We start from the raw sequence: 24,543 nt of genomic DNA, 5'->3' as shown, positions 1-24,543 counted from the left end.
CGTGAATTACACCTGCATGAAATGTGGACAGTTCAGTGGCCATAACCCGCCCGCACACTGGGAGCCTCCAGGATGGTTCTGGTACGCCTGAAACTCCGGCACGGATCGGAACTTGACCCGTGGCCCGTCCCCACGTTCAGGGAGCAAACTGCTCTCCGACGAAGAGAACCTGTCAGTAGAAACGAGAAGAAGGACTGATAGCTTATGACGTCACCCGCACGCTACAGAGGTTCACACGTCTCCGGGGCTGATAGGTAAGTCACCTCAGGAACGGGGCACGATTTCGGGCCCTGTTGAGGACTTCAGAAACAGGACCGAGGATAAGGCTGCGGTAAGCGCGGTGATTAACCGGACTGCGTCCCGCGCCCGTTCATCATTCGTCGGCGGCACGGTATTAGCCTCGCTCGTACAGGCCCTCAATGCGTCCACTACTTTGGCGATCCGATCAGGGAACGGGCTAAACCGGTAGTTGCCATACTGAGTGTCCTCCCAAGGCTGCAATATAGTACTGATCAGCACAGCAGCCTGAGACCTTCGCTCCATGCCGAGTTTCATCAGCACCGAGGACACCATATTCTTCACCGTCTTTTCGGAAAGGTTCATCCTCTGGCTAATCTGATAATTGCTCAACCCTCTACCCATGCCATAAGCAGCGGTTTTCTCCTGCTTCGAAAGATTCACCAGCTCCCCGCCCGTTTCCCTACGTGTCAGGGTGAGTTGAGGCCAGTGGCTCATAGCAAGTCCGTCTAATTCGTAGGGCGAGAATCAGGATCAGAACCAATGTCTATCTCCACAATTTCCCGGGTGCGGGAAGATGGGTCCATGAGTAATTCTGGCCCTCGTGCCGGCGGTCCAAGGCCTCGAAGGTCGTTTACCCCGGCGCAGAAACTAGCCCATCTGGCCGCTTACCAACAGGCCTGTGACGATGGCTCCGGAGGCGGGGCGTACCTTCGTCGTGAGGGCATCTATTCCTCCCAGATCACTGAGTGGCGCAAACTCCGTGATGCAGGTGTGCTCGAGGGTAGGAAGCCCGGGGAGAAGATCGGCAAGCTTACCGCTGAGCAGGCCGAAATCGCCCGTCTACGCCGGCAACTGGAGGTGAATGAACGCACGCTGGCACGGACTCGGGCAGCGTTGGACATCATGGGAAAAGCACGGCAGCTTTTGGAGGAAATCTCCGAAAGCGAGGAGCAGCAGCAGTGGTACAGGAAACCCTGATGGGGGTTTATGCCGAACTCACAGGTGCGCATATCCCCACGCGGGAAGCGGCGGTCTTGGCCGGGATACCGCGGGCGACCGCAACCCGCAGCCCGCGGATCCCGCAGGCCGGGCCGATGCCCGTGTCTGTCCCGGCAAACAAGCTCGACCCGGACGAACGCGCCGGTATCCTCGCTGCCGTGAACTCTGCCCGCTTCGTGGATCTAGCCCCGGTCCAGATCTACGCGCAGCTGCTGGACGAGGGGACCTACCTGTGCTCAATCTCAACGATCTACCGGATATTGACTGAGAATAAGCAGGTCAAAGAGCGCCGCCGGCAGGCACGCCATCCGCCCAGGACCGTTCCGGAATTGACAGCGGCTGGCCCCGGGCAGGTCTACAGCTGGGACATTACCAAGCTTGCCGGCCCGGTCAGGGGTAAGTACTTCGATGCCTACGTGATGCTCGATATTTACTCCCGCTACATCGTGGGCGCATACGTCCATGCCCACGAATCCGGGGAGTTGGCGGTGGAGATGATGAAGGAAATCTTCGGTATCCACGGCATCCCGGAAATCGTGCACGCGGACCGCGGGACTTCTATGACGTCCAAGACCGTAGCTGTACTGCTCTCCGATCTGGAAGTCACCAGGTCACACTCCAGGCCCCGCGTATCCAATGACAACCCCTACAGCGAGGCGTGGTTCAAGACCTTGAAATTCGCTCCCGTGTTCCCTGAACGATTCGGCTCCCTGGCCGATGCGAGGGCCTTCATGGCGACTTTTGTCGAAGGATACAACCACAGCCACCGCCATACCGGAATCGGACTAAACACCCCGGCAGACGTCCACTACGGTCTTGCCGCGACGAAGGCCACCGAACGCTCCATCACTTTGGCCGCCGCACGGCAGAAGAATCCCGAACGATTCAGCACCGAAACGGACCCAAAAATACTCACCGTCCCCGGCGCGGCATGGATCAACAAACCATCCCAGGAAACCCAGACAGAAGCAGCCGCCTAACTCCCACTGGCCCCATTCACCTTGACAACTTCCGTTTGAACCGTACCCGGGCGTGATTGTCCGGCAATAGAAGACGCCTGGAATCGTTTGCTGTAAGCGGTGTGCCCGGCGAGGGCCCTCTTAATGAGGCGGAGCTGTTCGGCACTGTCGTCTTGCTTGGACAGACACCCCCACGCGCCAGCTAGGACCGCATCGATGAGGACGGCTTCCTCAGCGCCAGAGGTCAGCAGCACGCATCGGATGCCAGGATCCACCACCGTGATAGCCCGACACACCTCAGCACCCGTTCCGTCGGGTAAATCATCATCTACGATGACCAACCCGGGGTGTAGCGCAGGGATACGACGGATTGCATCAGCCGCCGAACTGGACTCACCCATTACGCTCACACCATCGGATTCCAGCAACAGACGCAGACCCCGACGGATCACCTCATGATCATCGAGGACAAAAACCCCCACGGAACCCGCGCTATGTGCTGGACCAGCCGATCTATTACCTGAAGTGCCGCTATGGTCTCCGCCCATCAGATCTCATCCGTCCCGACGCTCGAGACAAAGAAGCCGCCCGTAATCCATTGAGGAAGCCGTCTTCATCCCCCCAGAATGAAGACGAACCACGCCAGAGTCCCCCTCCAACACAGCCCGGGACTGTCCACACGCAACACAAATCCCGGCAACTCAAACCCTAGGACCGGCCGCCCCTCAGCGTCAGAGGCTTAAGACCCTATCCACCCCCAACCCGCGCAAGCGGTTGCATCATGAAAAGCTCACATGACGAAGTGGGCGCTGGTAGTTCCTCCGTTGGCAACAACAATTTGCGTAGCCAGGGCTCGAAGTTTCATGTTCTGCTGCCGCGAGATGCTCTTCAATCGCTGGATAGCCTCATCCTGGGTGCATCCGGTCCGTCCCATGGTGATGCCTAGAGCCAGATCAATAACGGTACGAGATTCAAGGGCCGCCTTGAGATGCTCCGCCGTATCAACCTGTTGGGCTACCTTTACTGCCAGTTGTAGTGCTTTCGACGCATCGCGGACATGTTCCTCAATCAGGTCGATGACAGCGCTGCTGAAATGGCCCGACTCACCCGAGTACACGTTCAACGCTGCTTTGGTGTTGCCTTCCATGACGAACGGCACGGAAACCACTGAACCGATTCCCTCAGCAACCAGAACCGCCGGATACCCGAGCCACCGCTTCTCCGCCCGCATTTCCGGGACTACTACGGTGATCTGATCCCGGGCAGCAGTCAGACACGGGCCGTCGTCGAACCCGTACTGCACTTCATCGATTCTTTGCGCCCGATCTCCACTGCTGGCCACAGTCACCGCGCGGTGGCGACGTAGCACCGTAATACCGCACAGGACTTCCCCGCCAGAGGAGAGTGGGCTGCTGCGTGAATTTCGGACAGCGGAGTTAGTGTTTTCTCTTACGCTGCCTGGTGCGGCTGCTGGTAACTGTAATGGACATCGTTGGGGTACTGGTAATCGAGGGCGGAATGCCGCCGCCGGCTGTTATAGAACCCTTCAATGTAGCGGATAACGTCCTTGCGGGCCTGCTCTTTTGTGGCGTAGACCGTGCGGTGGACTCGCTCGTTTTTCAGTGCTGAGAAAAACGATTCCGCGGCGGCATTGTCCCAGCACACCCCGGTGCGGCCCATGGAAGAACGCATGCCCAAGTCCTTGACAAGGGTTCGGAACGAGCCGGAGGTATAGACGCTGCCCCGATCTGAGTGCCAGGTAGCGCCGGGCCGGATCATGGTCGTGGCGGCGGCGTTGCGCAACGCGGTTTCGACGAGCTCGGCACGCATGTGGTCGGCGATGGCCCACCCGACCACACGTTTGGAATAACAGTCGATCACGGTCGCCAGATAAATGAACCCCTGCCACGTGTGGATGTAGGTGATGTCCCCGACGAACTTCACCCCGGGCTCGGTGGCGGTGAAGTCTCGCTTGACCAGATCCGGGATCAACGCGGCAGCCTCGACATCGGCTTCGGTGGTGTTCCGGAACGGGCGCGGCTGGCAGGCAATAAGATTTTCATCACGCATAATTCTTCGCGCCAACTCCGGCGAACACTCAATGCCAGCGGCGGCCAGGTCGGCGTGAACACGCCGGTACCCGTACGTGCCGTCGGAATCGTCGAAGAAGCCCTTGATGAGGGCTGCAAGGACGTCCCTGCGGGCTGCTGTGGCCGATTGAGGGCGCTTGAGCCAGTTGTAGAACCCGGAGGTTGAGACGGCTAACCAAAGGCACATCTTCGTCACTGGATTGGTCTCGGCCGGGTCGTTTCGTTGGGAGTCGATGTATTCAAACTTGCTCACTACCGCTGCTCCCTCGCGAAGTAAGCGCTGGCTTTTTTCAAGAAAAGATTCTCCGCCAGCAGCTCCCGATTTTCCTTCTCAAGCACCTTCAGCCTGGCCAGCTCGGCGCCGGTCGCCGCGGCATCAGGACTGTTGTGGGTCTCCCGGTACTTGATCAACCAACGGCGCAGGGTCTCGGCGCCAATGCCATAGGACTTGGCCACATCCACCACCGGCTTGGACGTGCTGATAACTTCACGGCAGAGATCATCCTTGAAGTCCTGGGTATACGAACGGCGTGATCTTGATGCAGACATGCTGCTGGTCTCACTTTCAGTAGAACCCCCATTTTAAGAGGGCTCACTGTCCTAAATCTCCACAGCAGTCCAGAGTCCGTCAGCACAAAACCGAGCAAGACCCTCAAGAAAGCTATCAAGACTCACCGCATCCAAAACCAGATCCAGTAAAGCCCTATGCACCGATCCCTTAGACCACTGTTGCGCCCCGGACATCCGCGCCTCGATTCTTACCTGCCAGCCCGCAAACCCTTGCCCATTTATTTGATCCGGTGAACCACGGACAAGCTCGTTGTTGTACGGGGGCTGAGGAAGTTCGGGCAGCTCATCGCAAGCGCCTCCGCTGAATAGCAGCAGCGCCATCCTGACCACCGGTACTCATCCAGACACTCTTCACACTCGCAAAACCGCGTCCCGCCGGAGAAAGAACTCGTTCCCTAGACCATACCCACACCGGCGAAAGCCTTCACGATGAGGCCAATGCCAGCGTTGGCTTCAGAGTACCGCCGCCAAAGTGAACCCGCCACTATAACCAAGAGCTCGACCAACACACTGCACCACCTGCCAGGCATAAAACCGCGCCGACACATCAGCTGAAACGCCATGGGTGGGAAAGGTGCGTGGCCTGGTCCGGCTAGATGCAGGAACAGCACTCTGAGTCATGCCGAACGACCAAAGAGCCGACTAAGCCAGTTCATCGCTCCGGCACCCTCTTCTTTCGTGGTGGGCGTTCGATCGTTGGCCTTTGCGCAGGTACAACGTTCACGCTCGGGTACACGTCGCATCACCTCGTCGATGTGGTTGCCGCATCCGGACCAAGTGGTCTTGCGGCAATACATACATGTGGTTGCTCGGCACATCGGGCTTCCTTTCGGGGGAACGTCAGAGTCCTTCAATAATACCCGTGGGGGTATTATGCGCAATCCGCCATGCGCTTGCGTTGATACCCCCTTGGGTATTATCGTTAATCCCAGAGCGATACCCCCACGGGTATCGAACTCAAACTATTGGAAGGAAAACTGTGCTTCTTCAGCGTATTTATGACGAGGATCTTGCCCAGGCGAGCTACTTCATTGGCTGCCAGGCCAAGGGCGAGGCGGTCGTGGTGGATGCTCGCCGCGATATTGCCCCCTACCAGGAGTTGGCGGCGGCCAATGGAATGCAGATCGTCGCTGTTACCGAGACGCACATCCACGCCGACTACCTTTCCGGTACGCGGGAACTGGCCGAGGCTACCGGCGCGGCCATGTACGTCTCAGGCGAGGGTGGAGACGACTGGCAGTACGGTTTCGACGCCGAGCGGCTCTACGACGGCAGTGCCATCACCTCGGGGAACATTACGATCAAGGCCGTACATACCCCCGGGCACACTCCGGAGCACCTTGCTTTCCTGATTACCGATGGTGCTTTCAGTGATCAGCCCGGTTACCTCCTCTCGGGGGACTTCGTCTTCTCGGGCGATCTTGGCCGCCCTGACCTTCTGGATGAGGCTGCCGGCGGGGTGGATACCCGCTTCCTCGGCGCGAAGCAGCTTTTCAGCAGCCTCCGTGAGAAATTCCTGACACTCCCCGACCATGTGCAGGTGTTCCCTGGCCACGGTTCGGGCAGCGCCTGCGGCAAGGCCCTGGGTGCCCTTCCATCCACGACGGTGGGCTACGAGCGTCTGTACGCCTGGTGGGGACCCTACCTGGCAGCCAATGATGAAGATGGATTCGTCCGCGAACTGCTGGACGGGCAGCCCGACGCTCACGCCTACTTCGGGCGGATGAAGCGGCAGAACCGCCTCGGCCCGGCAGTCATGGGTCCCCGCGGTGAGCTGCCGCAACTGGATAACCAAGCCCTAGCCGGTGACCTGGCGGAGGACCGCGTCACGTTCGTTGACACCCGATCGAACGATCAGGTGCACCAGGGCACGGTCGCGGGTGCTTTGAACATCCCTGCCGGCACCAAGATGGCCAGCTTCGGCGCTTGGGCTTACGACCCGGAAACCGATAACCGGCCATTGGTCCTGCTGGCACCGGACCGGAAAACAGCGCAGGAAATGTCGGATCACCTGGTACGGGTCGGCATCGACAACGTCGCAGGCTTCACCCCGAATATTGACGGGCTGCCTACCAGCACGCCGAAGGTCATCGCCCCCAGCGACCTCGGAAGCTTCGAGGCAACGTTGCTGCTCGATGTGCGGAACAAAACCGAGCACACGGACGGTCACATTCCGGGCTCTAGGCAGCTCAGCGCCGGCCGGGTGCTTTGGCACCAGGACCAGCTCCCCTCCGAGGGCACGATCGTGACGTACTGCCAGAGCGGGGTGCGGAACTCCGTTGCGGCCAGCGCCCTGCGCCGGGCCGGGTACGACGTCGTCGAACTCGACGGCAGTTACGCGGGCTGGGCAGCGTGGAACGCCTCTCAGGAATCAACCCCCGTCAGCTAAGCATCAGAGCAACCGACAAGCAATGGCCCGCCCTTTGGGCGGGCCATTGCCATGACTGCAACGCGACGATTCCTGGAGGACCCGGTGACCCACCATCACGCAGCACCTACGGCCAGACTCGGGCTGAGGGCCAACGCAGCGCAGTTCAGTTTGCTGGTCGCGGTGAACGCACTCGTTGGAGGTGTGGTCGGCCAGCAGCAGACAGTGTTGCCGATGCTGGCCGCCGAAGACTTTGGCTTGACCGGCTACACGGTCATCTTCACCTATATCGCCGCCTTCGGTATCACCAAGGCTGCCAGCAACTATGCCGCCGGGATCCTCGTCGACCGGGTTGGACGCAAACCCGTCCTCATCATTGGCTGGCTCTTCGCCGTACCGGTCCCCCTGATGCTGATCTTCGCCCCGGACTGGGGCTGGGTAGTGGCAGCGAATGTCCTGCTCGGAACCAACCAGGGCCTGACATGGTCAACGACGGTCGTGATGAAGATAGACCTGGTCGGCCCCAACAAGCGCGGGCTCGCCATGGGGCTAAATGAAGCCGCCGGCTATGGTGCTCTCGCAGTCACGTCGTTGCTGGCCGGACAGCTCGCCGCCGCTCATGGCTTACGGCCAGCACCATTCCTGCTCGGAGCAGCCTACGTGGCGCTAGGGTTGACGCTCTCGACCTTGCTGGTGAAGGAAACCCGTGGCCATGCCACCCTCGAACAAGACCACCCAGCGGGCCACCCCTCACCCAGGGACGCAGCCCCCGTACCGAGCAGCTGGAACGTCTTTGCTCTGAGCAGCTGGCGCGAACCGGCTCTGGCTTCGGCAAGCCAGGCCGGACTCGTCAACAACCTCAACTTCGGTCTTGCCTGGGGCTTGTTCCCCCTCCTATTCGCCACCGCGGACCTATCGCTGAGACAGATTTCGCTTCTCTTCGCCCTCTACCCGGGTGTTTGGGGCGTGGGCCAGTTATTGACCGGGGCACTATCCGATCGCTACGGGCGCAAACACCTCATCACCGCCGGCATGGGCCTACAGACCGTGGCACTGGCGGTCATTGCCATAGCCGACACGTTCGAAGGCTGGGCAACGGGCACCATACTGCTGGGGGCGGGCACCGCTATGGTGTATCCGACGCTGCTGGCAGCCATCGGGGACGTCGCCGCACCGGCCTGGAGAGGACGCGCGGTAGGGATCTACCGGCTCTGGCGGGATCTAGGTTATGCCTTCGGCGCCGTTGTGGGCGGAGTAATAGCAGACCTCATGGGCCTGCACGCCGCTGTGTGGGCCGCCGCGGCGCTCAGCGCCATCTCAGCACTCATCGTTGCTACCCGCATGTACGAAACCCACCCGAGAACACAATAGCCAATGACGTTGGGCGACGTCAGGAGCGGCTCAGGCCAGCGCCAGAAAGAGCTTCTCGAGGTCCTTTTTATCCATGGCGTTGCCACCTTCGGCCATGCACTGCTCCAGCCCTGAGGAAATCATAGCGAAGCCGGCGCGGTCCAGCGCCTTGGAGACCGCCGCGAGCTGGGTCACGACGTCCTTGCAATCCCGACCATCCTCCAGCCGGGTCGCCGCGGCCAGCTGCCCAGAGGCGCGCTTGAGCCTGTTGATCACCGGCGTGAGTTCAGTGGTGTCTAGCTGCACGAAATCCTTCTGAGAGATGAAAATACTCGCCTTCACCTCATACCCCCTAGGGTTTATTGCATACCCCAGGGGGTATGTGGCATTATTGAAGCCGACCGTTCAAAATATATGAAAAGGGAAATCTTTGACTTCCGATACCTCCACCGTGACCACCCTCGATCCTGAAACCCTGCGTGACTGGATCAGCCAGCATGAAGACCTGATCATCATGGATGTCCGCTCTGCCGCAGAGTTCGAGACCATGCATATCCGTGGCTCCTACAACGTTCCGCTTCCCCTGCTCTCCGAGCACGCCGATCAGCTGGCCGAACGGTTGGGACAGCGGGTTGCACTGGTCTGCCAGTCCGGTGTCCGCTCCGAGCAGGCACGCCAGCGACTAGGTGGCGCCGGGATCGATACCGCAGTGATCCTCACCGGAGGAGTGCCCGGCTTCGCCGCCGCAGGCGGGGACGTTGTCCGCGGCGCCCAGCGCTGGGACCTCGAGCGTCAGGTGCGTCTGACCGCCGGATCCCTGGTGATCGCCGGTCTGCTGGCCGGCAAACTCGTTTCACCAAAGCTTCGCCTGCTGGCCGGGGCAATCGGTACCGGGCTGACGTTCTCAGCAGCGACCAACACCTGCGCCATGGGCAACGCCCTGTCGAAAATGCCGTGGAACAAAACAGCCAGCGAACCGACAGCTGCCACCGCGATCAACCAGATCCCCGTCGGCAACTAACAAGACTCCGTGTGCCCTGCCCGGCCCCCATCGGGCAGGGCACACGGTCAGCCAACACCGAGCCCCGGTCGACACAAGAAAAGGAATCACCATGGCCGAAGTCACCATTCACGACGCAAACGCCCGCAGGGATCAGGACCAGATCCTTGACGTCCGCGAAGAGTTCGAGATCGCCGAGGGCATGATCCCCGGCGCCCTGCACATCCCCATGGGGCAACTAATGTCCCGCCTGGACGAACTGGACAAAACACGCCCGGTCATCGTCGTTTGCCGCAGCGGCAACCGCAGCGCCCGGGCCGCAGAAGCCCTCAGCACCGCCGGCTACACCGCGGACACCATGGGCGGCGGAATGCTCGACTGGCACGATGCAGGACTGCCAATCACCCGCTAACCAGCACTAACCGGCCTCCCTGCCTGAAAAGGACACACCCCATGAGCATTACTCTGCTCGCTACCGTACTGCTGTCAGTAGTTATCGGTCTTTCGCTCGGTCTGCTCGGCGGAGGCGGATCCATCCTGACCGTACCGATCCTGACCTACGTCGCCGGGCTTGACCCCAAGGAAGCGATCGCCGCCTCACTCTTCGTGGTCGGCGTGACCTCCGCGGTCAGCGCCATCGACCATGCCCGCAAGAAGCGGGTGAAATGGCGCACCGGCCTCGTCTTCGGTGCCGCCGGAATGGCGGGCGCCTTCGCCGGCGGGCTCCTCGGCGGGCGCATCCCGGGAACCATCCTCATGATCGCCTTCGCCCTCATGATGGTGGCCACGTCCATTGCCATGATCCGCGGCAGGAAGAACAAGACCGCCACACCTCATGACGGTGAGCTCCCCATTCTAAAGGTCGTCATTGAGGGCCTGATCGTCGGCTTGGTCACCGGGCTTGTCGGTGCAGGTGGCGGCTTCCTCGTTGTCCCCGCCCTGGCCCTTCTCGGCGGGCTGTCCATGCCCATCGCCGTGGGAACCTCCCTCGTGGTGATCGCCATGAAGTCTTTCGCCGGACTTGCCGGCTACCTGACCACGGTCACTCTCGATTGGGGCCTCGTCGCGGCCGTCACAGCCGCCGCCGTCGTGGGATCGCTGATAGGGTCCCGACTGACCGGCCGGATCCCGGAAGCAGCGCTCCGGAAGGGCTTCGGAATCTTCGTTCTGTTCATGGGTGTGTTCGTCCTTGTCCAGGAACTCCCCACCCCCTGGGGCGCCGGGCTGGCGGTCACCGCCGGCATCCTCGCGGCCGCAGCCGCAGCCTGCTGGTTCTTCCTACCGCGTTGCCCGCTGCGCTCCTCCGTAAGCTCGAGCAATGTTGCTGAAACACCTACCTGACCGCGCCAACGCATCAGCAACCACTGCCCACGAGGCTCGCACCCGCAAGCGCAGGTGCTATCCACAGGCGAGGGCCACGGGTACGGTATTGTGCAACGGCCATCGCATTCAAGGAGGAATTCACATGGACGTCATCACGATCGAAACCCCGCCACTGGGGGACCGCAGCTACCTCGTCCACGACGGCCAGGTGGCCCTCGTGATCGACCCGCAACGTGACACCGACCGGGTCGAAAAGGAAGCAGCTAACGCAGGGGTGCAGCTCACCCACGTGGCGGAAACCCATATTCACAACGATTACGTCTCCGGCGGATTGCAGTTAGCTAAAGACCATCAGGCTGTGTACCTGGTGAACGCTGCCGACCAGGTCGCGTTTGACCGGACGCCGATCTCCGACGGAGAAACCGTCCGGATCGGACGGATGACACTACGGGCCGTTGCCACCCCCGGGCATACCCACCACCACCTGTCCTACCTCGTTGAAGAAGCGGGCCAGCAGCTGGTCTTTTCCGGCGGAAGCCTTCTCTATGGGTCAGTGGGGCGCACCGACCTCATCAGCAGCGACGACACTTTACCCCTGACTCACGCCCAATACGCTTCGGTCCGTCGCCTGGTCGAAGAAACCACCCCTGATGCTGGCCTCTACCCCACCCACGGTTTCGGATCTTTTTGCTCCTCAGGCCCAGCCAGCGGGGCCGACTTCTCAACAATTGGTGAACAAACTCGGAGCAACCACGCGTTGACAGACCAGGACGAGGACCACTTCGTCCAAGAACTGATTGACAATCTCAGCGCCTACCCGTCCTACTACGCCCATATGGGACCGGCGAACGCTGCAGGCCCCGGACCGGCGAAACTTGACCTGCCCCAGCCTCTGGACGCAGAGCAACTGGCCGACAGGCTTGGCCAGGGCGAATGGGTGATCGATCTTCGGAACAGGGTCGCTTTCGCCCGTGACCATCTGCGCGGCAGCGTCAGCTTCGAGTACGACGACGGGACCAACTTCACTACCTTCGTCGGCTGGGTCCTGCCCTGGGGGCAACAATTCACCCTCGTCGGTGAGCGCCATGACGTCGAAAGCGCAATCCGTGATCTCTCCCGCATCGGCATTGACCAACCCGACGTCGCCCTCGGCTCCAACCCGACTGGTCTTTCACCGCAATCCGCACGAAGCTCATATCCGAGCGTCGGGTGGGAGGATCTCCGCTCCAACCGCGGCCCACACGACGTCGTGCTCGATGTCCGTCGCTCCGACGAATACGAAACACAGCATATTGAAGGGGCCGTCAACCTTCCCCTCCATGAGTTGCTGCAGCGCCTGGACGAAGTGCCCGATCAGAAATTATGGGTTCACTGCGGGTCCGGCTACCGGGCATCAGTTGCTGCGAGCCTGCTGCAACGAGCAGGCAAAGACGTCGTACACATCGACGGCATGTTCGACGACGCCGATGACGCCGGCCTGCCCATGGACCACTGACGCACAACGCTCACCTCAGACAATTAGGAGAATCTCATGGCCTACACGCACACCATCACCTCCAGCCTCCCCTGGCAAGACGCCGTCGAACGCACCCGCGAAGCACTCGCGCAAGAGGGCTTCGGTGTCCTCACCGAGATAGATGTCCGTGCCACCTTCACAAAGAAGCTTGGCCAGAAGGCTGGAGATGACATTGGTGACTACATCATCCTCGGTGCCTGCAACCCTCAGCTGGCCCAACGCGGGATCACCGGGGAACCGCAACTCGGCGCCCTGCTGCCCTGCAACGTCGTGGTACGACGTGCACCTGAAGCCACTGAAACAACCATAGAAACCATCGACCCCCAAACCATGGTCCAGCTCAGCGACACCGAAGCGACCCGCGACGTCGCAAACGATGCCGACAACCGACTCAAACGAGCCCTCCACACCATCACCGAAAAATCACCCGGATCCTGATAGCTTCACTGTCGCCGATTGTCCGTCGAAGTATCTGCCGGCGTGCCTTATGGGGATGGCTCCAGAAGCCATGCGATGGCTTCTGCCTCGTCGGTGAAAAACTGGGTGGGAGTTGCCGAGGTGTAGGCAAAAGCGGTCATGACCATACTCACCTGATCCATCCCCAGCACCGCTGTCTTCGACGAACACGTATCTTCGATCAGGAGCTCGCGGGCCTCCCGTGTGATCCGTTCGACGGAACCAGTGTGAACCAGGAGTGGCCGTCTCCCAGCGCCGGAAACCGCTTCGACAGCTCCAATGGTCTCGCGCACATCGCCACCGGTAATGGTCACACCCGGAGCCCACCTGATCCTGTTGAAATCCGGCTCAAAACTCATGACGAACCTCTTGGCAACCGCCCCCATACTCATTCCCACAGCATTGCACAGGGCACCGACACAATTGGGGGAGAGGAAGAGGTGGGCCGCGTGGGAGTGCGCTAGGTCGAGGATCCGTTCGGCCAACGCAGCAGAGCCGCGATCCGGTGCGGGTCCAGCGCACCCGGCGGGAACAGCACCACGTGAGCGTCGGTGAGAGCCGCGGCCCGGAGCAGGGCCGAGGGCGCCGTGATCGTCCCGACCAGGCGGGTGCCGGCCGTCTCGTTCGTCGATGCTGCAAGCCACGGCTCGGCCGCGAGCGCCAGGAGCCGCTGCTCGCCCCACGCCGCCCGCTCCAGCAACAGTGTTCCCACCTGGGCTCGCTGCAGGGCGTGCACCACCGCACCGAGGCCCACTGCGGACTCCGGGTGGTCGCGGCCCAGCTGGCTGTCCAACCGCTCCAACAACCGCTGTTGCTCCGCGTCGATACTGGCCGCTACCCGTTCGGCGACCTGCCGTGCGAAAGCGTCACGGTCCGCCCCGTCGGTGCGGGTGTGACTTTCGATCACCGACAGGATGGCTTTGCTTGCCTCGGATAGGTGTTCGGCGACCAGATTCCGCGCCCGGATATCCCCGGCAATAATCAACAGTCGCGCCCGGCAGTTGCGGACCACCCGGTCAATCTCGCCCGCCAGCTCTGCGGCGTTGGCCCGCCAAATGTTCTCTGTGCGGTGGAGGTATCCGCCCTGCGATGCCCCGCCACCCGGAATCTTCTTGAGGTTCTCGGTGGAGCCTTCCACTTCGGTACTCACGTCGTCCGCCATGTTGGCGTGATGCAGATGGATGACCCCACCGTCGCGCCCCGCCTCCGCCACCACGTAGGCGAACGCATCCGGGCGGTGATGCACCAGGGGCACCAGGTTGGGGACCGGGCCGACGTCGATCACCTGCGGCATCACCAGCTCGCCGGGGAGAAACTCGTCGAACTCGACCTCACCGTCGTTGACCAGGAGGAACCGCGCCACCGGATCGGGCAAACCCTTCGCGGACCGGGTCAGGGCCACCCGAATCGCCTTGAGGTCTGCCTTGTCCGCGCCCGCCCGGTACAGCGTTCCCGCGATCAGTTCGGGGCGGGCGTCATCGGCGTGCAGGGAATCACCAGCGCCCGTACTGGCGTCGGTGTAGACGGTGACCCACGGTCCGGGCCGCCTATAAAGGCCGGCGTGCGTGTGCAGTGCGCTGCTCACGTCGTCTCCCCCATCGTCCGGCGTTCGCAACAGCGGGGTCGCGACGCTCTGGCTCGTTCTCCTGCGGTGCCCCGCTCATTCATGGCGGGCCTCCTGGTTCCTTGAGATGATCGACTTTCGTCGGACCGGAAATGTAGGGTTGCATTCGGTTTACCACTCATCGCCGACGATGAATAGGCCCAGAAGATGCGAATTACATCGACAGCTCCCCGCAGGTTCCACGACAGGCAGGACGCCGGCCGCCAACTCGCCCGCGAGCTGCACGCGCTGGCCGGAATCCCGGATCTTTTGGTACTGGGTCTTCCCCGCGGCGGGGTGCCTGTCGCGGCCGAAATCGCCCGGGTGTTGCAGTGCCAGCTCGACGTCGTTCTGGTCCGCAAGGTGGGGGTGCCCGGTTTCGCCGAACTCGCGATGGGCGCCGTGGCCGCCATCGGCGGCAACCGCAGCACCGTCCGGAACGAGGGGGTACTGGCAGGGCTGGCCGGCGATGGGAACACCATCTTCGAAGCGGCTGCCTCCCGCGAACGGATCGAGCTGGCACGCCGCGACCTGCTGTACCGCTCGGAACGGCTGCCGCCCACGGTGAAGGACCGCAGTGTGGTGTTGGTCGACGACGGCGTCGCCACCGGGGCGACCCTCCGCGCGGCCGTCGAGACTGTCCGGCAGCTGCAACCCAAGCAGCTGATGGTGGCCGTCCCGGTGTTTCTGGGGCAGTCCCTGGCCGACACTCAAACGGTGGCGGACCGGACGTTCTGGCTGTGGGATGCGCCGTCACTTGGGTCGGTGGGGCAGGCGTACCGGCACTTTGAGCCGGTGCCCGACGAGGAGGTCATCAGGTTGCTACAAGGCGGCCCGCGGGAATAGATGGGATTGGCGTGCGGTTGACATAACTAGATAGCTGGCACGAGCTGGCACCATCGGCTCAACCCCTGGAGGCCCAGCATGCCCACCACCTGCATCAAGACCGACCCCTGCCGCACCAACCCCACGCCCGGCACCGGCAGCCGGATCCGCAGCCTGCGCGCCCTTAAACGGGGGGACCGGATCGAGGCGCGGATGCAGGCCGACGTGCTCTACCGCGGGCTGGTCGAGGAAACCGCCCCCGGACTCGGCACCGTCTGGATGCGCGATGAAACCGCCGATTCACGGTTGGCACTCAGCCAGGACGACTTCACCTTCTGGACCATCTAGACACCCTGCACCCCTCAGGGAACAATTTCGGCCAGAATAAGGGCATGGAATCCTTACTGCCCCGGGAGCGCAGCGAGCCCTCGCCGGGCGCCGTCCACCTGCCAGGGTGGCTCAGCCTGGAGCAGCAGCAGGAGCTGATCGATGCCTGCCGAAAGTGGGCCACGGGCCCTGTCCCCATGCGTGCCGCGCGGATGCCCAATGGCTCAATGATGTCGGTCAAGACCGTGTGTCTGGGCTGGCACTGGCAGCCATACCGGTACACGAGGACCGCCGACGACGCCGGTGGTGGACAGGTCGCCGAGTTCCCCGATTGGCTGGTCCAGCTGGGTCGCGACGCCGTAGCCGCGGCGTACGGCGACCCGGCCCACTATGCCCCGGATGCCGCTCTGATCAATTTCTACAACGACGGCGCCGCTATGGGCATGCACCAGGACAAGGATGAGGTGGCATCCGCACCGGTGGTTTCGCTGAGCATCGGCGACTCCTGCATTTTCCGCTTCGGCAACACCGAAACCAGGAACAAGCCCTGGACCGATCTCACCCTCGAATCCGGTGACCTGTTTGTGTTTGGTGGGCCCTCCCGGCTTGCCTACCACGGCGTGACCAAGACTTATCCGGGAACGGCGGATCCAGCGCTAGGGCTGAAGGGCCGGTTGAATCTGACACTGCGCGAGACGGGTCTGTCGTAGGCCGGAGGGCTGTTCGTCTTCCCGGCGTCCTGGCTAGATCAGCAGGCCGCGCACGTACGCCGCCTGCCCAGCGTGCTGCATGCAGTCTTCCATCACGCTGACCAGTCGCACCCGTAAGGTGACGGGTGGGTCCCAGGACGCATCAACGATGCGGTCCAGATCCACTTCGCCAAGGCCAGCGATGTATTCCAGCGTGTGGGAGTGGACGGCGTCGTAGTACTCCACCAGGAGCTCCGCAGAAGCGGGGCGGACCTTCTCCACCTGTGACGAGGAATGACCGTAACCGGTGTCGGCAGGATCCAGGTCCAGGCCGAACCGCTCCGCCCACCCCTCCCTCAGCCACAGTTCCGGGAGGTGGGCGGCGTCGGCAATGTGGTTGTCCTGGACCCGGGTGAGGTGCCAGATCAGCCAGGCGACCGAGTTTCCCTTGCCGTTACCGGTGGCAGTGGGACGCACCGTGAGCTGGTCGGCGTCCAGGCCGCTGACCGCTCGGCGAATGGCGTCCGGCATCCTTCCGAACGCCTCCTCGAGGATTTCCGTTGAAGTCACAGCTCCTGCCTCCTTCATAGGCTTCGGGTTCGATCCAGACTATAAGCCGGCCTCGCGGTAGAACCCTTCGATGTGCGCGGCAATCAGGGCTGCCGGGTCGCCACCGAGTCTGGCGCCGTCGTCGTCCCCGCGGATCGCCTGATGAATGGCCCGATGCTCCGACCTGAGACGCGCGGCGGTGGTGTTCCAATCCGGGAGGCGGCTGGTGAGTTGCTGGGTGTAGGTTTCGATCGACCCCCGGAGCGAGGACATCATCGCCCCGATCAGCACGTTTCCCGCAGCCTCGGCGAGCGCCACATGGAAGAGCGCGTCGAGCCGCAGGAACTCGGCGGCAGCCAGACCCGGGGCGTCCATTTCGTCGAGTAGTGCCGCGGCGGTTGCCATCGAGGGCGCTGCGGCGCGGGCGTGGCCGGCGGCCCACGTTTCGAGCAACAGTCTGGTCTGGACGATATCCTCCACCGGAAGGTGGGAGCTGGCGACGTGGAAGCGTAGGGCTGAGCCGAGGGCCAGTGCAGGGTTCGCGGTGATCACCGTCCCTGCGCCCGGACCGGATCCCACCCCCGCGCGGACCACCCCCATCGCTTCGAGGACGCGGATGCCTTCCCGCGCCGAGGCGCGGGAGACATTCAGCTGCTCTGCGACAGCCCGCTCGCCGGGTAGACGCTGGCCAACGGCCAGGCGGCCGGCAGCGAGCTCCGCTTCGATCCAGGATAGGACCAGCTCATGGTTGCGCATCCACCCATCGTACTCAGTGGTCCGACCACACACGAGGAAAGTCCGCACAAAGCGCTGCAAGGGTTGCGCGGTCAATCCTGAGGACGGTAGGGTCAACCTCACGCCCTGTGGTCCTACCACACCGGATTAGAGCGAGGTCAGCATGCCGTCCCAGATTCCTCCAGCACTCAAGCGACGCTTCCCGAAGGTCGGTGACCTGGCGCCCCTGATGCAGTTCAGAAAGCCGGAGCTGGGCTCCGCAGCGCGGCTGAAGCGGGCTAGTACCATCTGGGACCTGCGGGATCAGGCGAAGAGGCGAACTCCCACCGCCCCCTTCGACTACACGGACGGCGCGGCCGAAGCTGAGATCACCCTGCGCCGGGCGCGCGGCGCCTTCCTGGATCTGGAGTTCCGTCCAGGCATCCTCCGCAACGTCGAGACCGTCGATTCCTCCGTGTCGGTGCTGGGCAAACAATCCTCCCAGCCGTTTGGAATTGCCCCCACCGGTTTCACCCGGATGATGCAGTCAGAGGGCGAGTACGCCGGATCGCAGGCGGCCGAGGCCGCAGGGATCCCCTACACGCTGTCCACCATGGGCACCGCTTCCATCGAGGATGTCGCAGCGGCCGCCCCCCACGGGCGGAACTGGTTCCAGCTCTACCTCTGGACCGACCGGGATCGGTCGATGGAACTCATCGACCGGGCTGCCAGGGCCGGCAACGACACCCTGATGGTCACCGTCGACACCGCTGTCGCCGGGTCACGGCTGCGGGATGTACGCAATGGCCTCACCATCCCGCCTGCGCTGACCGCGAAGACCGTCCTGGACGCGTCCTACCGCCCGGCCTGGTGGTTCAACTTCCTGACGCACGAACCGCTGGCCTTCGCGTCGCTGTCCCGGTACTCCGGCACGGTGGCAGACCTGATCAATTCCATGTTCGACCCCACCCTGACCTACGAGGACCTCGACTGGCTCCGCGACGTCTGGAAGGGCAACCTGGTGGTGAAGGGCATCCAGACCGTCGACGACGCGAAGAAGGCCGTCGACCACGGCGTGGACGGACTGGTGCTGTCCAACCATGGGGGCCGGCAACTCGACCGCGCCCCAATCCCCCTGCATCTGGTCCCGGACGTAGCTGCGGCGCTCAAGGGCAAGACCACCATCATGCTGGATACCGGGATCATGAGTGGCGGCGACATCGTGGCGGCAATGGCTCTCGGCGCGGACTTCACCCTGATCGGGCGGGCCTACCTGTACGGGCTGATGGCCGGCGGGCGGGCCGGTGTGGACCGCGCCATCGAGATTCTCAGCAAGGAGACCGCCAGGACCATGCAGCTACTCGGCGTGAACCGGGTGGAGGACCTGAACCCGGACCATGTGCGACTGCTCTAGCAACACAGTGGACTAATCTCCCCGTAGTGCGCGTCGGGCATCGGCCTGCCGGTTCCTCCCCTCTTCCACCAGGGCGTCGCTATTCGTGGCGTTCCCCCTCACCTCGGTGGCCGCGCCCTTGATCTCCTCGGTAACGATCTCCAGAACGTCCTGCGGATCAACCTCCACCCCTTCATCCGGGAGTTCCGGGATCCGGTCGATGCCGCCGTCGTCGCCCGCTGACCCGCGGCCGGCATGATCGACGCAGAGGCGCGCCACTTCACGGGCATGCGCGTGCATGACCGAGTGCGCCGCACCCTCCACCTCGAACGCGCTCGAGCTCGGGAGCCGGTCGGAGAGGGCTGCAATCCACTCCGGCGGGCAGACGTCGTCGTACTGTCCGCGGATCAGGAGGGTATCGGCCTGGATCCTGGCTGCCGCATCCTCGATCCGGTAGGCCAGCATGTTGGGCAGCACCCGAAAGAACCAGTTGAAACCGCAGAACAGGTAGGCGGTCACCGCAAGCACCTTCACGCGAAAAGGTTCACGCCAGCTGGACGTAGCGAACCGCCACGCCTGGGCGGGTAGGTTCCGGTGGTCGGCGTCGACCACCGGGCTGATCAGGACGATGGTGCTCAGCCCGGGCCGGCGGGAGGCCAAATCGGCAACCACCTGGGTTCCCATTGAGTGGCCCACCACTACCGGATCAGGAGCGTCCAGGGAGTCGATGACGTCGCCGAGAAGGTCGGCGTACTCGCTCATCGACAGGCCACTCCCGTTGTGGGGCACGCCCCCGAATCCCGGCAGATCCAGCGCATACACGGGTCCAAACTGTTCCAGATGGGGCGCCAACTGTTCGAAGTAGTGGGAAGACACTCCAATGCCGCACACCAGGACGAACGGACGATCCCCGCGGGTGCCGACGGAGCTAACCCGGGTCCAAAGATCTCCGCTATACACACGATCGACGCGAATTCTTTCCGCTTTATTTCTGCCCACGTTCTATTGTCAACCACAAAACTTGCGGACACCCGTTTTGGGTCTAGTATCAGTCTTGAAACCGCCCCTTGAAGCGCGTTTCAATCACAACTGGGGACAACCGAATGGAGCCGGCGGATGCATTATCCGTTGCAGTACCGCCGTGCCCGCGCACTGGTTTACGCAGTCCTGGTGTTCTGGCTGTGGGCCTGGCTGGGGAGCGGCTTTTTCATCACCAACCTCTTCGGATCGCCCGTTTACGCCCTCCTGGCCATGTATGCGCTGGCCGTTGCGATCCTTGTCTCCTTCCCGATTTTTCTGCTGGCCATCCTCCGGATGCTGCTGACCCGGCCACGCCCAACCGGCGCCGTCGTCACCTCCCTCGGCACCAGACGGGGCTCAGCCCTGCCACCGTCTCCCGAGTCCGAATCGTGGTTTTCGGGCAAAGCTTCCTGACCGAGGGAAAACCTGCGGTAATCCTTCGGGTATTTCGGAAAGGCTTTGACAAATTGGGCGGTGCCCGTCGCAATCACAAATCTATGCTTTTGAGGTGACCTTTTAGAGGTTCGGTACCCGTTCGTGCCGAACCTTGTTTTGTGTAGGACCTCCCGGGATCTGCCGCAAAGCGGTCAGGTCTCTCGCCCCGGTTGAGTAAGGGAATAAACATATGCGCGTCTTCACGCGATCCGCCGCGGCCCTCACCGGCCTGATTCTGCTGGCCTCGAGTTTCACCACCATGACCGCCGCACCAGCGATCGCGGCGCCGGTCTCCCCGGAAGACAAAGCAATTGTTGAACCGAATGACGGCACACCGCGCTCCATTCACACCTACGAGCCCGGCTACGACTTCGAAACCGGTGGTCAGCCTCAGGAAGTGCTCGGTGAGGGCGGAGCGGCTCAGCCCCAGGATGTCCCCGCAAACCTCGAACCGATGCAGCGTCAGGGCGTTATCAAGGTCAAGCTGGTGACGGTGCAACTTGCCGACAACGCCGGTCAGATCTCAATGGCCAACGCCGTGAACTCCGTAAATGTCTCGAGCAACTACTGGAAGGCAATGTCCAACAACCGGCTCTCCATGTCGGTCACCTCCCAGGTAGCGGGACACAAGACCAAGGCAAAATCCACCTGGTCCTACAACGAGATCATGAACCAGGTGACCAGCGAGCTGCGCTGGACCTACAGCCCCTACTCGGCCCTCGTCGTCTTCATCCCCTCGGCCCTCCCCGGCGGAATCCTCGGCTACGGCTGGAGCAGCAATGGCACCAGCGGCCGCGTTCTGATGCCGCAAATGAGCAACTTCACCACCAACGTGGTCACCCACGAATTTGGGCACGTCCTCGGCCTCATGCATGCTGACGCACTGCAGTGTGGCAGCGGAGCCTCAGACACCGGTGTCACCAACGGCCGGTTCACTGACCCGACCTGCTACATCCGCGAGTACGCCGACACGATGGACCTGATGGGCTCCGCCCAGTGGTTCCAGACCCCAGTCATCAGCGCTAGCTTCTGGGACTACGGAAAGTTCGGTCGCGGCGACGAAATCCGCAACACCGGGGTTGCCTCCGGACGCAAAACCTACACCCTGAGGCCCTGGGCAGGAACGGCCTCCAACCGGGCAATCAAGTTCACCGATCCGGTGAGCCGCGAGGTGTATTACCTCGAGCACCGGGCACCGGTCGGCTATGACCAGGCGCTTGCAGTCAACGGCAACTTCGGAGTAAAGATCACCCAGCTCGGTGGAGCTGCCCCAAACGCCTCACTGATCCTCATGCCCTCCACCAAGCCGTTCCCCGGTTACTACGCTGCCAACCACGCCTGGAAGCCAGGAAGCACCTTCGTCACCGCAGCCGGCACCCGTGTGACGATCAACTCCGTATCCACGACCGCCGCCACAGTGACCGTCGAGGTCGGCGGGCCCTTCTGGGACATCGGAACCTCCGGGTTCCGCGGCGAGATTGAGTGGCTCTATTCCCGGGGACTCACCACCGGCTACACCGATGGCACCTACCGCCCCCTCGCCACCATGAACCGCGACGCCATGGCAGCGTTCATCTACCGGCATGCCGGAAGCCCCCGCTTCACTGCGCCGGCACGGAGCCCGTTCAAGGACGTGCCCACCAACAGCCAGTACTACAAGGAAATCGCCTGGATGGAATCCGTGGGACTCGCCACCGGGTGGAGCGACGGCACCTACCGGCCGCTGATGTCCATCAACCGCGACGCGATGGCAGCGTTCCTGTACCGGTACACGGCTGACGCCTGCAACCTGGGCGGGGCGGCCGGATTCACTGCCCCCACGGCCGCACCCTTCACGGACGTTCCCCGGGGCGCGGAGTTCTATAAGGAGATCTCCTGGATGAAGCATTCCGGAGTGTCCACCGGATACGACGACAGAACCTTCCGCCCCCTGGAAGGCATCACCCGTGAAGCCATGGCCGCATTCGTGTACCGCGTTGACGGTGTGCAGAAGCAGCTGGGCGGCTGCAAGCTCTAACACGTTAGACAGAAGTACTCCGCAAGGGCGGCAGGGTCACCTGCCGCCCTTGCGGGTTTAACGCTTCCCATCCGCCAGCGCTGAACCGCTGCAGGTCACCGACCGCCCGGAATACGGCATGGTAGCGTACCTTCCAGTAAGGTAAATAGGTGGACTTCTCCCTCGAACTACCGGCAGGCCATGTGTATTCCTGCCCGCTGAACCCGCAGCCAACACTGCAGGCAGCCGAGCGGACCACCACTTTCGACCTGGCGGCAGTCTCCCGCCACCGGGTAAGCGGCAAAGTTGCCCGCGCCCATGAGGGACAACAGATTTCGGCCGGTCACGGCCACCCTGCGGCTATCCGCAGCTCGCACACCCCCATCGAAAACGAGTTAATACTGTGAACAACAAGACCACCCTGAACACACCTCCTAACCTCGCGCGGGGCGCGATGCGCATTGTCGCCCTCGGAGGGCTCGGCGAAATTGGCCGCAATATGACCGTGTTCGAGTTCAACGGCAAACTCCTGATCGTTGACTGCGGCGTGCTTTTCCCCGAGGAAGTGCATCCCGGCGTCAACCTGATCCTCCCCGACTTTTCGGCCATCCGAGACCGGCTCCAGGACATTGTCGGCGTCGTGCTGACCCACGGCCACGAGGACCACATTGGTGGTATCCCCTACCTCCTGAAGGAACGGGCCGACATCCCCCTGATCGGTTCACGCCTGACCCTGGCCTTCATCAAGGCCAAGCTCAAGGAACACCGCATTACCCCGAAGACCATCCAGGTTGAGGAAGGCGCCCGGAAACCGATGGGTCCTTTCGACCTCGAATTCCTCGCCGTCAACCACTCCATCCCCGACAGCCTGGCGGTAGCTATCCGCACCAGCGCCGGAATGGTGCTGCACACGGGCGACTTCAAGATGGACCAGTTCCCCCTTGACCGGCGTATCACCGACCTCGTGGGTTTCGCCCGGCTGGGCACCGAGGGCGTCGACTTGTTCCTCACTGACTCCACCAACGCCGACGTTCCCGGCTTCACCACCTCGGAGAAGGACCTGCTGCCGGCCATCGATACGGTCTTCCGTACCGCCCCGCGCCGGATCATCGTTTCCAGCTTCGCCAGCCACATCCACCGGATCCAGCAGGTCATCGACACCGCGCACCGGCATCACCGCAAGGTGGCCTTCGTGGGCCGCTCGATGGTCCGCAACATGACCATTGCCCGCGAGCTGGGCTACCTCACCATCCCCCGCGGCATCCTTGTGGACTTCAAGAAACTGCAGCAGGCAGACGACCACAAGGTGGTCCTCATCTGCACCGGCTCCCAGGGCGAGCCCCTGGCCGCGCTGTCCCGCATGGCAGGTGGCGACCACGCCATCCGCATTGGCCAAGGCGACACGGTTCTGCTGGCCAGTTCGCTGATCCCGGGCAACGAGAACGCCATCTACGGTGTCATCAACTCCCTCACCCAGCTGGGCGCCAACGTGGTCCACAAGGGCAACGCGAAGGTGCACGTCTCCGGTCACGCGAGTGCCGGCGAGCTGGCCTACTGCTACAACATCGTCAAGCCCCGCAACGTCATGCCGGTGCACGGAGAATGGCGTCACCTCAAGGCCAATGAGGCCATCGCCGTCGCCACCGGCGTGGACCCCAAGAATGTGATTCTCGCTGAGGACGGCACCACCATTGATCTGATCGACGGCAAGGCAACCATCTCGGGCAAGATCCCTGCCGGGCTGGTCTTCGTCGACGGCGACAGCGTGGGCCACACCACCGAGGACACCCTTGAGGAACGGCGCCGTCTCGCCGAGGAAGGCGCAGTCACCGTGCTCGCCATCATTGATGCGAAGACCGGTGAAATGGCCGAACCACTCGAATTCTTCACGAAGGGCTTCGAGTGCAGCCAGGACGACCTCGACAAGGCGTCCGAGGCAATCGAGAAGTCGCTGTCCAACCCGGGTGGGCGCCGCGGTGGCGGCAACAACGATCCTGAAGAGGTCATCGAGCGGGCAACTGCGTCCTGGATGCGCCGGTTCTACAACCGGACGCCAGTGGTGACCGCGATCGTCGTCGACGCCTAACTACCTGAGGAATGCCCGCCGCCCCGGACCCTCTG

General features: G+C 62.7%; 26 protein-coding genes. 16 read left to right on the top strand and 10 right to left on the bottom strand.

The window, feature by feature from the left end:
* Positions 1-264 precede the first annotated feature (264 nt).
* A complete protein-coding gene (locus H4V95_RS18710) occupies positions 265-735 on the bottom strand; it encodes a LuxR C-terminal-related transcriptional regulator (protein WP_209728240.1) in 471 nt (156 codons plus the stop codon).
* Positions 736-822: 87 nt separating this feature from the next.
* On the opposite strand from H4V95_RS18710, the gene H4V95_RS01000 reads away from it, so the two are divergent.
* Positions 823-2,219, top strand: a protein-coding gene (locus H4V95_RS01000; protein WP_209728238.1) for an IS3 family transposase whose coding sequence is annotated in 2 segments (ribosomal slippage) — positions 823-1,174 and positions 1,174-2,219 — 1,398 coding nt in all. Because the reading frame shifts where the segments join, the coding sequence is not laid out codon by codon here.
* Here H4V95_RS01000 and H4V95_RS18845 read toward each other — a convergent pair.
* From H4V95_RS18845 to H4V95_RS00985, 3 genes are all read right to left on the bottom strand, one after another.
* Complete coding sequence (locus H4V95_RS18845; protein ID WP_395939774.1) at positions 2,216-2,746, bottom strand: response regulator transcription factor; 531 nt, start codon at positions 2,744-2,746, stop codon at positions 2,216-2,218. The two genes, H4V95_RS01000 and H4V95_RS18845, sit on opposite strands and share 4 nt — an antisense overlap.
* Before the next feature lie 242 nt (positions 2,747-2,988).
* Complete coding sequence (locus H4V95_RS00990; protein WP_395939773.1) at positions 2,989-3,567, bottom strand: GAF and ANTAR domain-containing protein; 579 nt, start codon at positions 3,565-3,567, stop codon at positions 2,989-2,991.
* A gap of 80 nt (positions 3,568-3,647) precedes the next feature.
* A protein-coding gene (locus H4V95_RS00985; protein WP_209728230.1) for an IS3 family transposase occupies positions 3,648-4,837 on the bottom strand; the annotation gives its coding sequence in 2 pieces (ribosomal slippage) (positions 3,648-4,591 and positions 4,591-4,837; 1,191 coding nt in all).
* A gap of 1,000 nt (positions 4,838-5,837) precedes the next feature.
* Between H4V95_RS00985 and H4V95_RS00980 the strand changes: the two genes are divergently transcribed.
* Both H4V95_RS00980 and H4V95_RS00975 read left to right on the top strand, forming a co-directional pair.
* Positions 5,838-7,247, top strand: coding sequence for a rhodanese-like domain-containing protein (locus tag H4V95_RS00980; RefSeq protein WP_209728228.1), 1,410 nt, complete (start codon positions 5,838-5,840; stop codon positions 7,245-7,247).
* Positions 7,248-7,298: 51 nt separating this feature from the next.
* Entirely contained in the window at positions 7,299-8,597 is a 1,299-nt protein-coding gene (locus H4V95_RS00975) for an MFS transporter (RefSeq protein WP_209728226.1), read from the top strand.
* Between the two features lie 30 nt (positions 8,598-8,627).
* Here the strand turns inward: H4V95_RS00975 and H4V95_RS00970 are convergent, their stop codons facing one another.
* Complete coding sequence (locus tag H4V95_RS00970; RefSeq protein WP_209731229.1) at positions 8,628-8,882, bottom strand: metal-sensitive transcriptional regulator; 255 nt, start codon at positions 8,880-8,882, stop codon at positions 8,628-8,630.
* Positions 8,883-9,006: 124 nt separating this feature from the next.
* Here H4V95_RS00970 and H4V95_RS00965 point away from each other — a divergent pair, with 124 nt between their 5' ends.
* From H4V95_RS00965 to H4V95_RS00945, 5 genes are all read left to right on the top strand, one after another.
* The gene (locus H4V95_RS00965) at positions 9,007-9,597 is read left to right on the top strand and encodes a rhodanese-like domain-containing protein (protein ID WP_209728223.1); all 591 of its coding nucleotides are present in this window, start codon (positions 9,007-9,009) and stop codon (positions 9,595-9,597) included.
* Positions 9,598-9,688: 91 nt separating this feature from the next.
* On the top strand, positions 9,689-9,988 hold the full coding sequence (locus tag H4V95_RS00960; RefSeq protein ID WP_209728221.1) for a rhodanese-like domain-containing protein: 300 nt from the start codon (positions 9,689-9,691) through the stop codon (positions 9,986-9,988).
* Positions 9,989-10,029: 41 nt separating this feature from the next.
* On the top strand, positions 10,030-10,917 hold the full coding sequence (locus H4V95_RS00955; RefSeq protein ID WP_209728219.1) for a sulfite exporter TauE/SafE family protein: 888 nt from the start codon (positions 10,030-10,032) through the stop codon (positions 10,915-10,917).
* 124 nt (positions 10,918-11,041) lie between these two features.
* Complete coding sequence (locus H4V95_RS00950; protein WP_209728217.1) at positions 11,042-12,394, top strand: MBL fold metallo-hydrolase; 1,353 nt, start codon at positions 11,042-11,044, stop codon at positions 12,392-12,394.
* Positions 12,395-12,430: 36 nt separating this feature from the next.
* Positions 12,431-12,853 carry a DUF302 domain-containing protein gene (locus H4V95_RS00945; protein ID WP_209728215.1) on the top strand — a complete coding sequence of 141 codons (423 nt, stop codon included), beginning with the start codon at positions 12,431-12,433 and terminating at the stop codon, positions 12,851-12,853.
* Between the two features lie 47 nt (positions 12,854-12,900).
* On the opposite strand, the gene H4V95_RS00940 is transcribed toward H4V95_RS00945, so the two are convergent.
* Together H4V95_RS00940 and H4V95_RS00935 are read right to left on the bottom strand one after the other, a co-directional pair.
* Complete coding sequence (locus H4V95_RS00940) at positions 12,901-13,230, bottom strand: hypothetical protein (RefSeq protein ID WP_196866928.1); 330 nt, start codon at positions 13,228-13,230, stop codon at positions 12,901-12,903.
* Between the two features lie 101 nt (positions 13,231-13,331).
* The gene (locus H4V95_RS00935; protein WP_209728212.1) at positions 13,332-14,456 is read right to left on the bottom strand and encodes a Vms1/Ankzf1 family peptidyl-tRNA hydrolase; all 1,125 of its coding nucleotides are present in this window, start codon (positions 14,454-14,456) and stop codon (positions 13,332-13,334) included.
* A gap of 186 nt (positions 14,457-14,642) precedes the next feature.
* Here H4V95_RS00935 and H4V95_RS00930 point away from each other — a divergent pair, with 186 nt between their 5' ends.
* The 3 genes from H4V95_RS00930 (at position 14,643) to H4V95_RS00920 (ending at position 16,336) form a co-directional block, all read left to right on the top strand.
* On the top strand, positions 14,643-15,320 hold the full coding sequence (locus H4V95_RS00930; RefSeq protein WP_196866930.1) for a phosphoribosyltransferase: 678 nt from the start codon (positions 14,643-14,645) through the stop codon (positions 15,318-15,320).
* Positions 15,321-15,398: 78 nt separating this feature from the next.
* On the top strand, positions 15,399-15,647 hold the full coding sequence (locus H4V95_RS00925) for a hypothetical protein (protein ID WP_209728210.1): 249 nt from the start codon (positions 15,399-15,401) through the stop codon (positions 15,645-15,647).
* A gap of 44 nt (positions 15,648-15,691) precedes the next feature.
* Positions 15,692-16,336, top strand: a complete 645-nt coding sequence (locus H4V95_RS00920; protein ID WP_209728208.1) for an alpha-ketoglutarate-dependent dioxygenase AlkB — start codon at positions 15,692-15,694, stop codon at positions 16,334-16,336.
* Positions 16,337-16,369: 33 nt separating this feature from the next.
* Here the strand turns inward: H4V95_RS00920 and H4V95_RS00915 are convergent, their stop codons facing one another.
* Together H4V95_RS00915 and H4V95_RS00910 are read right to left on the bottom strand one after the other, a co-directional pair.
* Entirely contained in the window at positions 16,370-16,885 is a 516-nt protein-coding gene (locus tag H4V95_RS00915; RefSeq protein ID WP_312883896.1) for a mycothiol transferase, read from the bottom strand.
* A gap of 39 nt (positions 16,886-16,924) precedes the next feature.
* Positions 16,925-17,620, bottom strand: coding sequence for a FadR/GntR family transcriptional regulator (locus tag H4V95_RS00910; protein WP_209728204.1), 696 nt, complete (start codon positions 17,618-17,620; stop codon positions 16,925-16,927).
* Between the two features lie 142 nt (positions 17,621-17,762).
* Here H4V95_RS00910 and H4V95_RS00905 point away from each other — a divergent pair, with 142 nt between their 5' ends.
* Positions 17,763-18,992 (top strand): alpha-hydroxy acid oxidase, encoded by a 1,230-nt coding sequence (locus H4V95_RS00905; protein ID WP_196866935.1) that lies wholly within the window; start codon positions 17,763-17,765, stop codon positions 18,990-18,992.
* A 12-nt stretch (positions 18,993-19,004) separates the two neighbouring features.
* On the opposite strand, the gene H4V95_RS00900 is transcribed toward H4V95_RS00905, so the two are convergent.
* Positions 19,005-19,862 carry an alpha/beta hydrolase gene (locus tag H4V95_RS00900; protein ID WP_312884080.1) on the bottom strand — a complete coding sequence of 286 codons (858 nt, stop codon included), beginning with the start codon at positions 19,860-19,862 and terminating at the stop codon, positions 19,005-19,007.
* 225 nt (positions 19,863-20,087) lie between these two features.
* Here H4V95_RS00900 and H4V95_RS00895 point away from each other — a divergent pair, with 225 nt between their 5' ends.
* From H4V95_RS00895 to H4V95_RS00880, 4 genes are all read left to right on the top strand, one after another.
* Positions 20,088-20,405 (top strand): hypothetical protein, encoded by a 318-nt coding sequence (locus H4V95_RS00895; protein ID WP_196866937.1) that lies wholly within the window; start codon positions 20,088-20,090, stop codon positions 20,403-20,405.
* 211 nt (positions 20,406-20,616) lie between these two features.
* Positions 20,617-22,443: an S-layer homology domain-containing protein gene (locus tag H4V95_RS00890; RefSeq protein ID WP_209728200.1), complete on the top strand. Its 1,827-nt coding sequence runs from the start codon at positions 20,617-20,619 to the stop codon at positions 22,441-22,443.
* A 149-nt stretch (positions 22,444-22,592) separates the two neighbouring features.
* Positions 22,593-22,829, top strand: a complete 237-nt coding sequence (locus H4V95_RS00885; RefSeq protein WP_196866939.1) for a hypothetical protein — start codon at positions 22,593-22,595, stop codon at positions 22,827-22,829.
* 47 nt (positions 22,830-22,876) lie between these two features.
* Positions 22,877-24,508 carry a ribonuclease J gene (locus H4V95_RS00880; RefSeq protein WP_209731228.1) on the top strand — a complete coding sequence of 544 codons (1,632 nt, stop codon included), beginning with the start codon at positions 22,877-22,879 and terminating at the stop codon, positions 24,506-24,508.
* The last annotated feature ends 35 nt before the right edge of the window (positions 24,509-24,543 follow it).

This window comes from Arthrobacter sp. CAN_C5, from assembly GCF_017875735.1.
Classification (GTDB): domain Bacteria; phylum Actinomycetota; class Actinomycetes; order Actinomycetales; family Micrococcaceae; genus Arthrobacter_D.
This window is presented reverse-complemented; position numbering and strand designations above follow the sequence as displayed.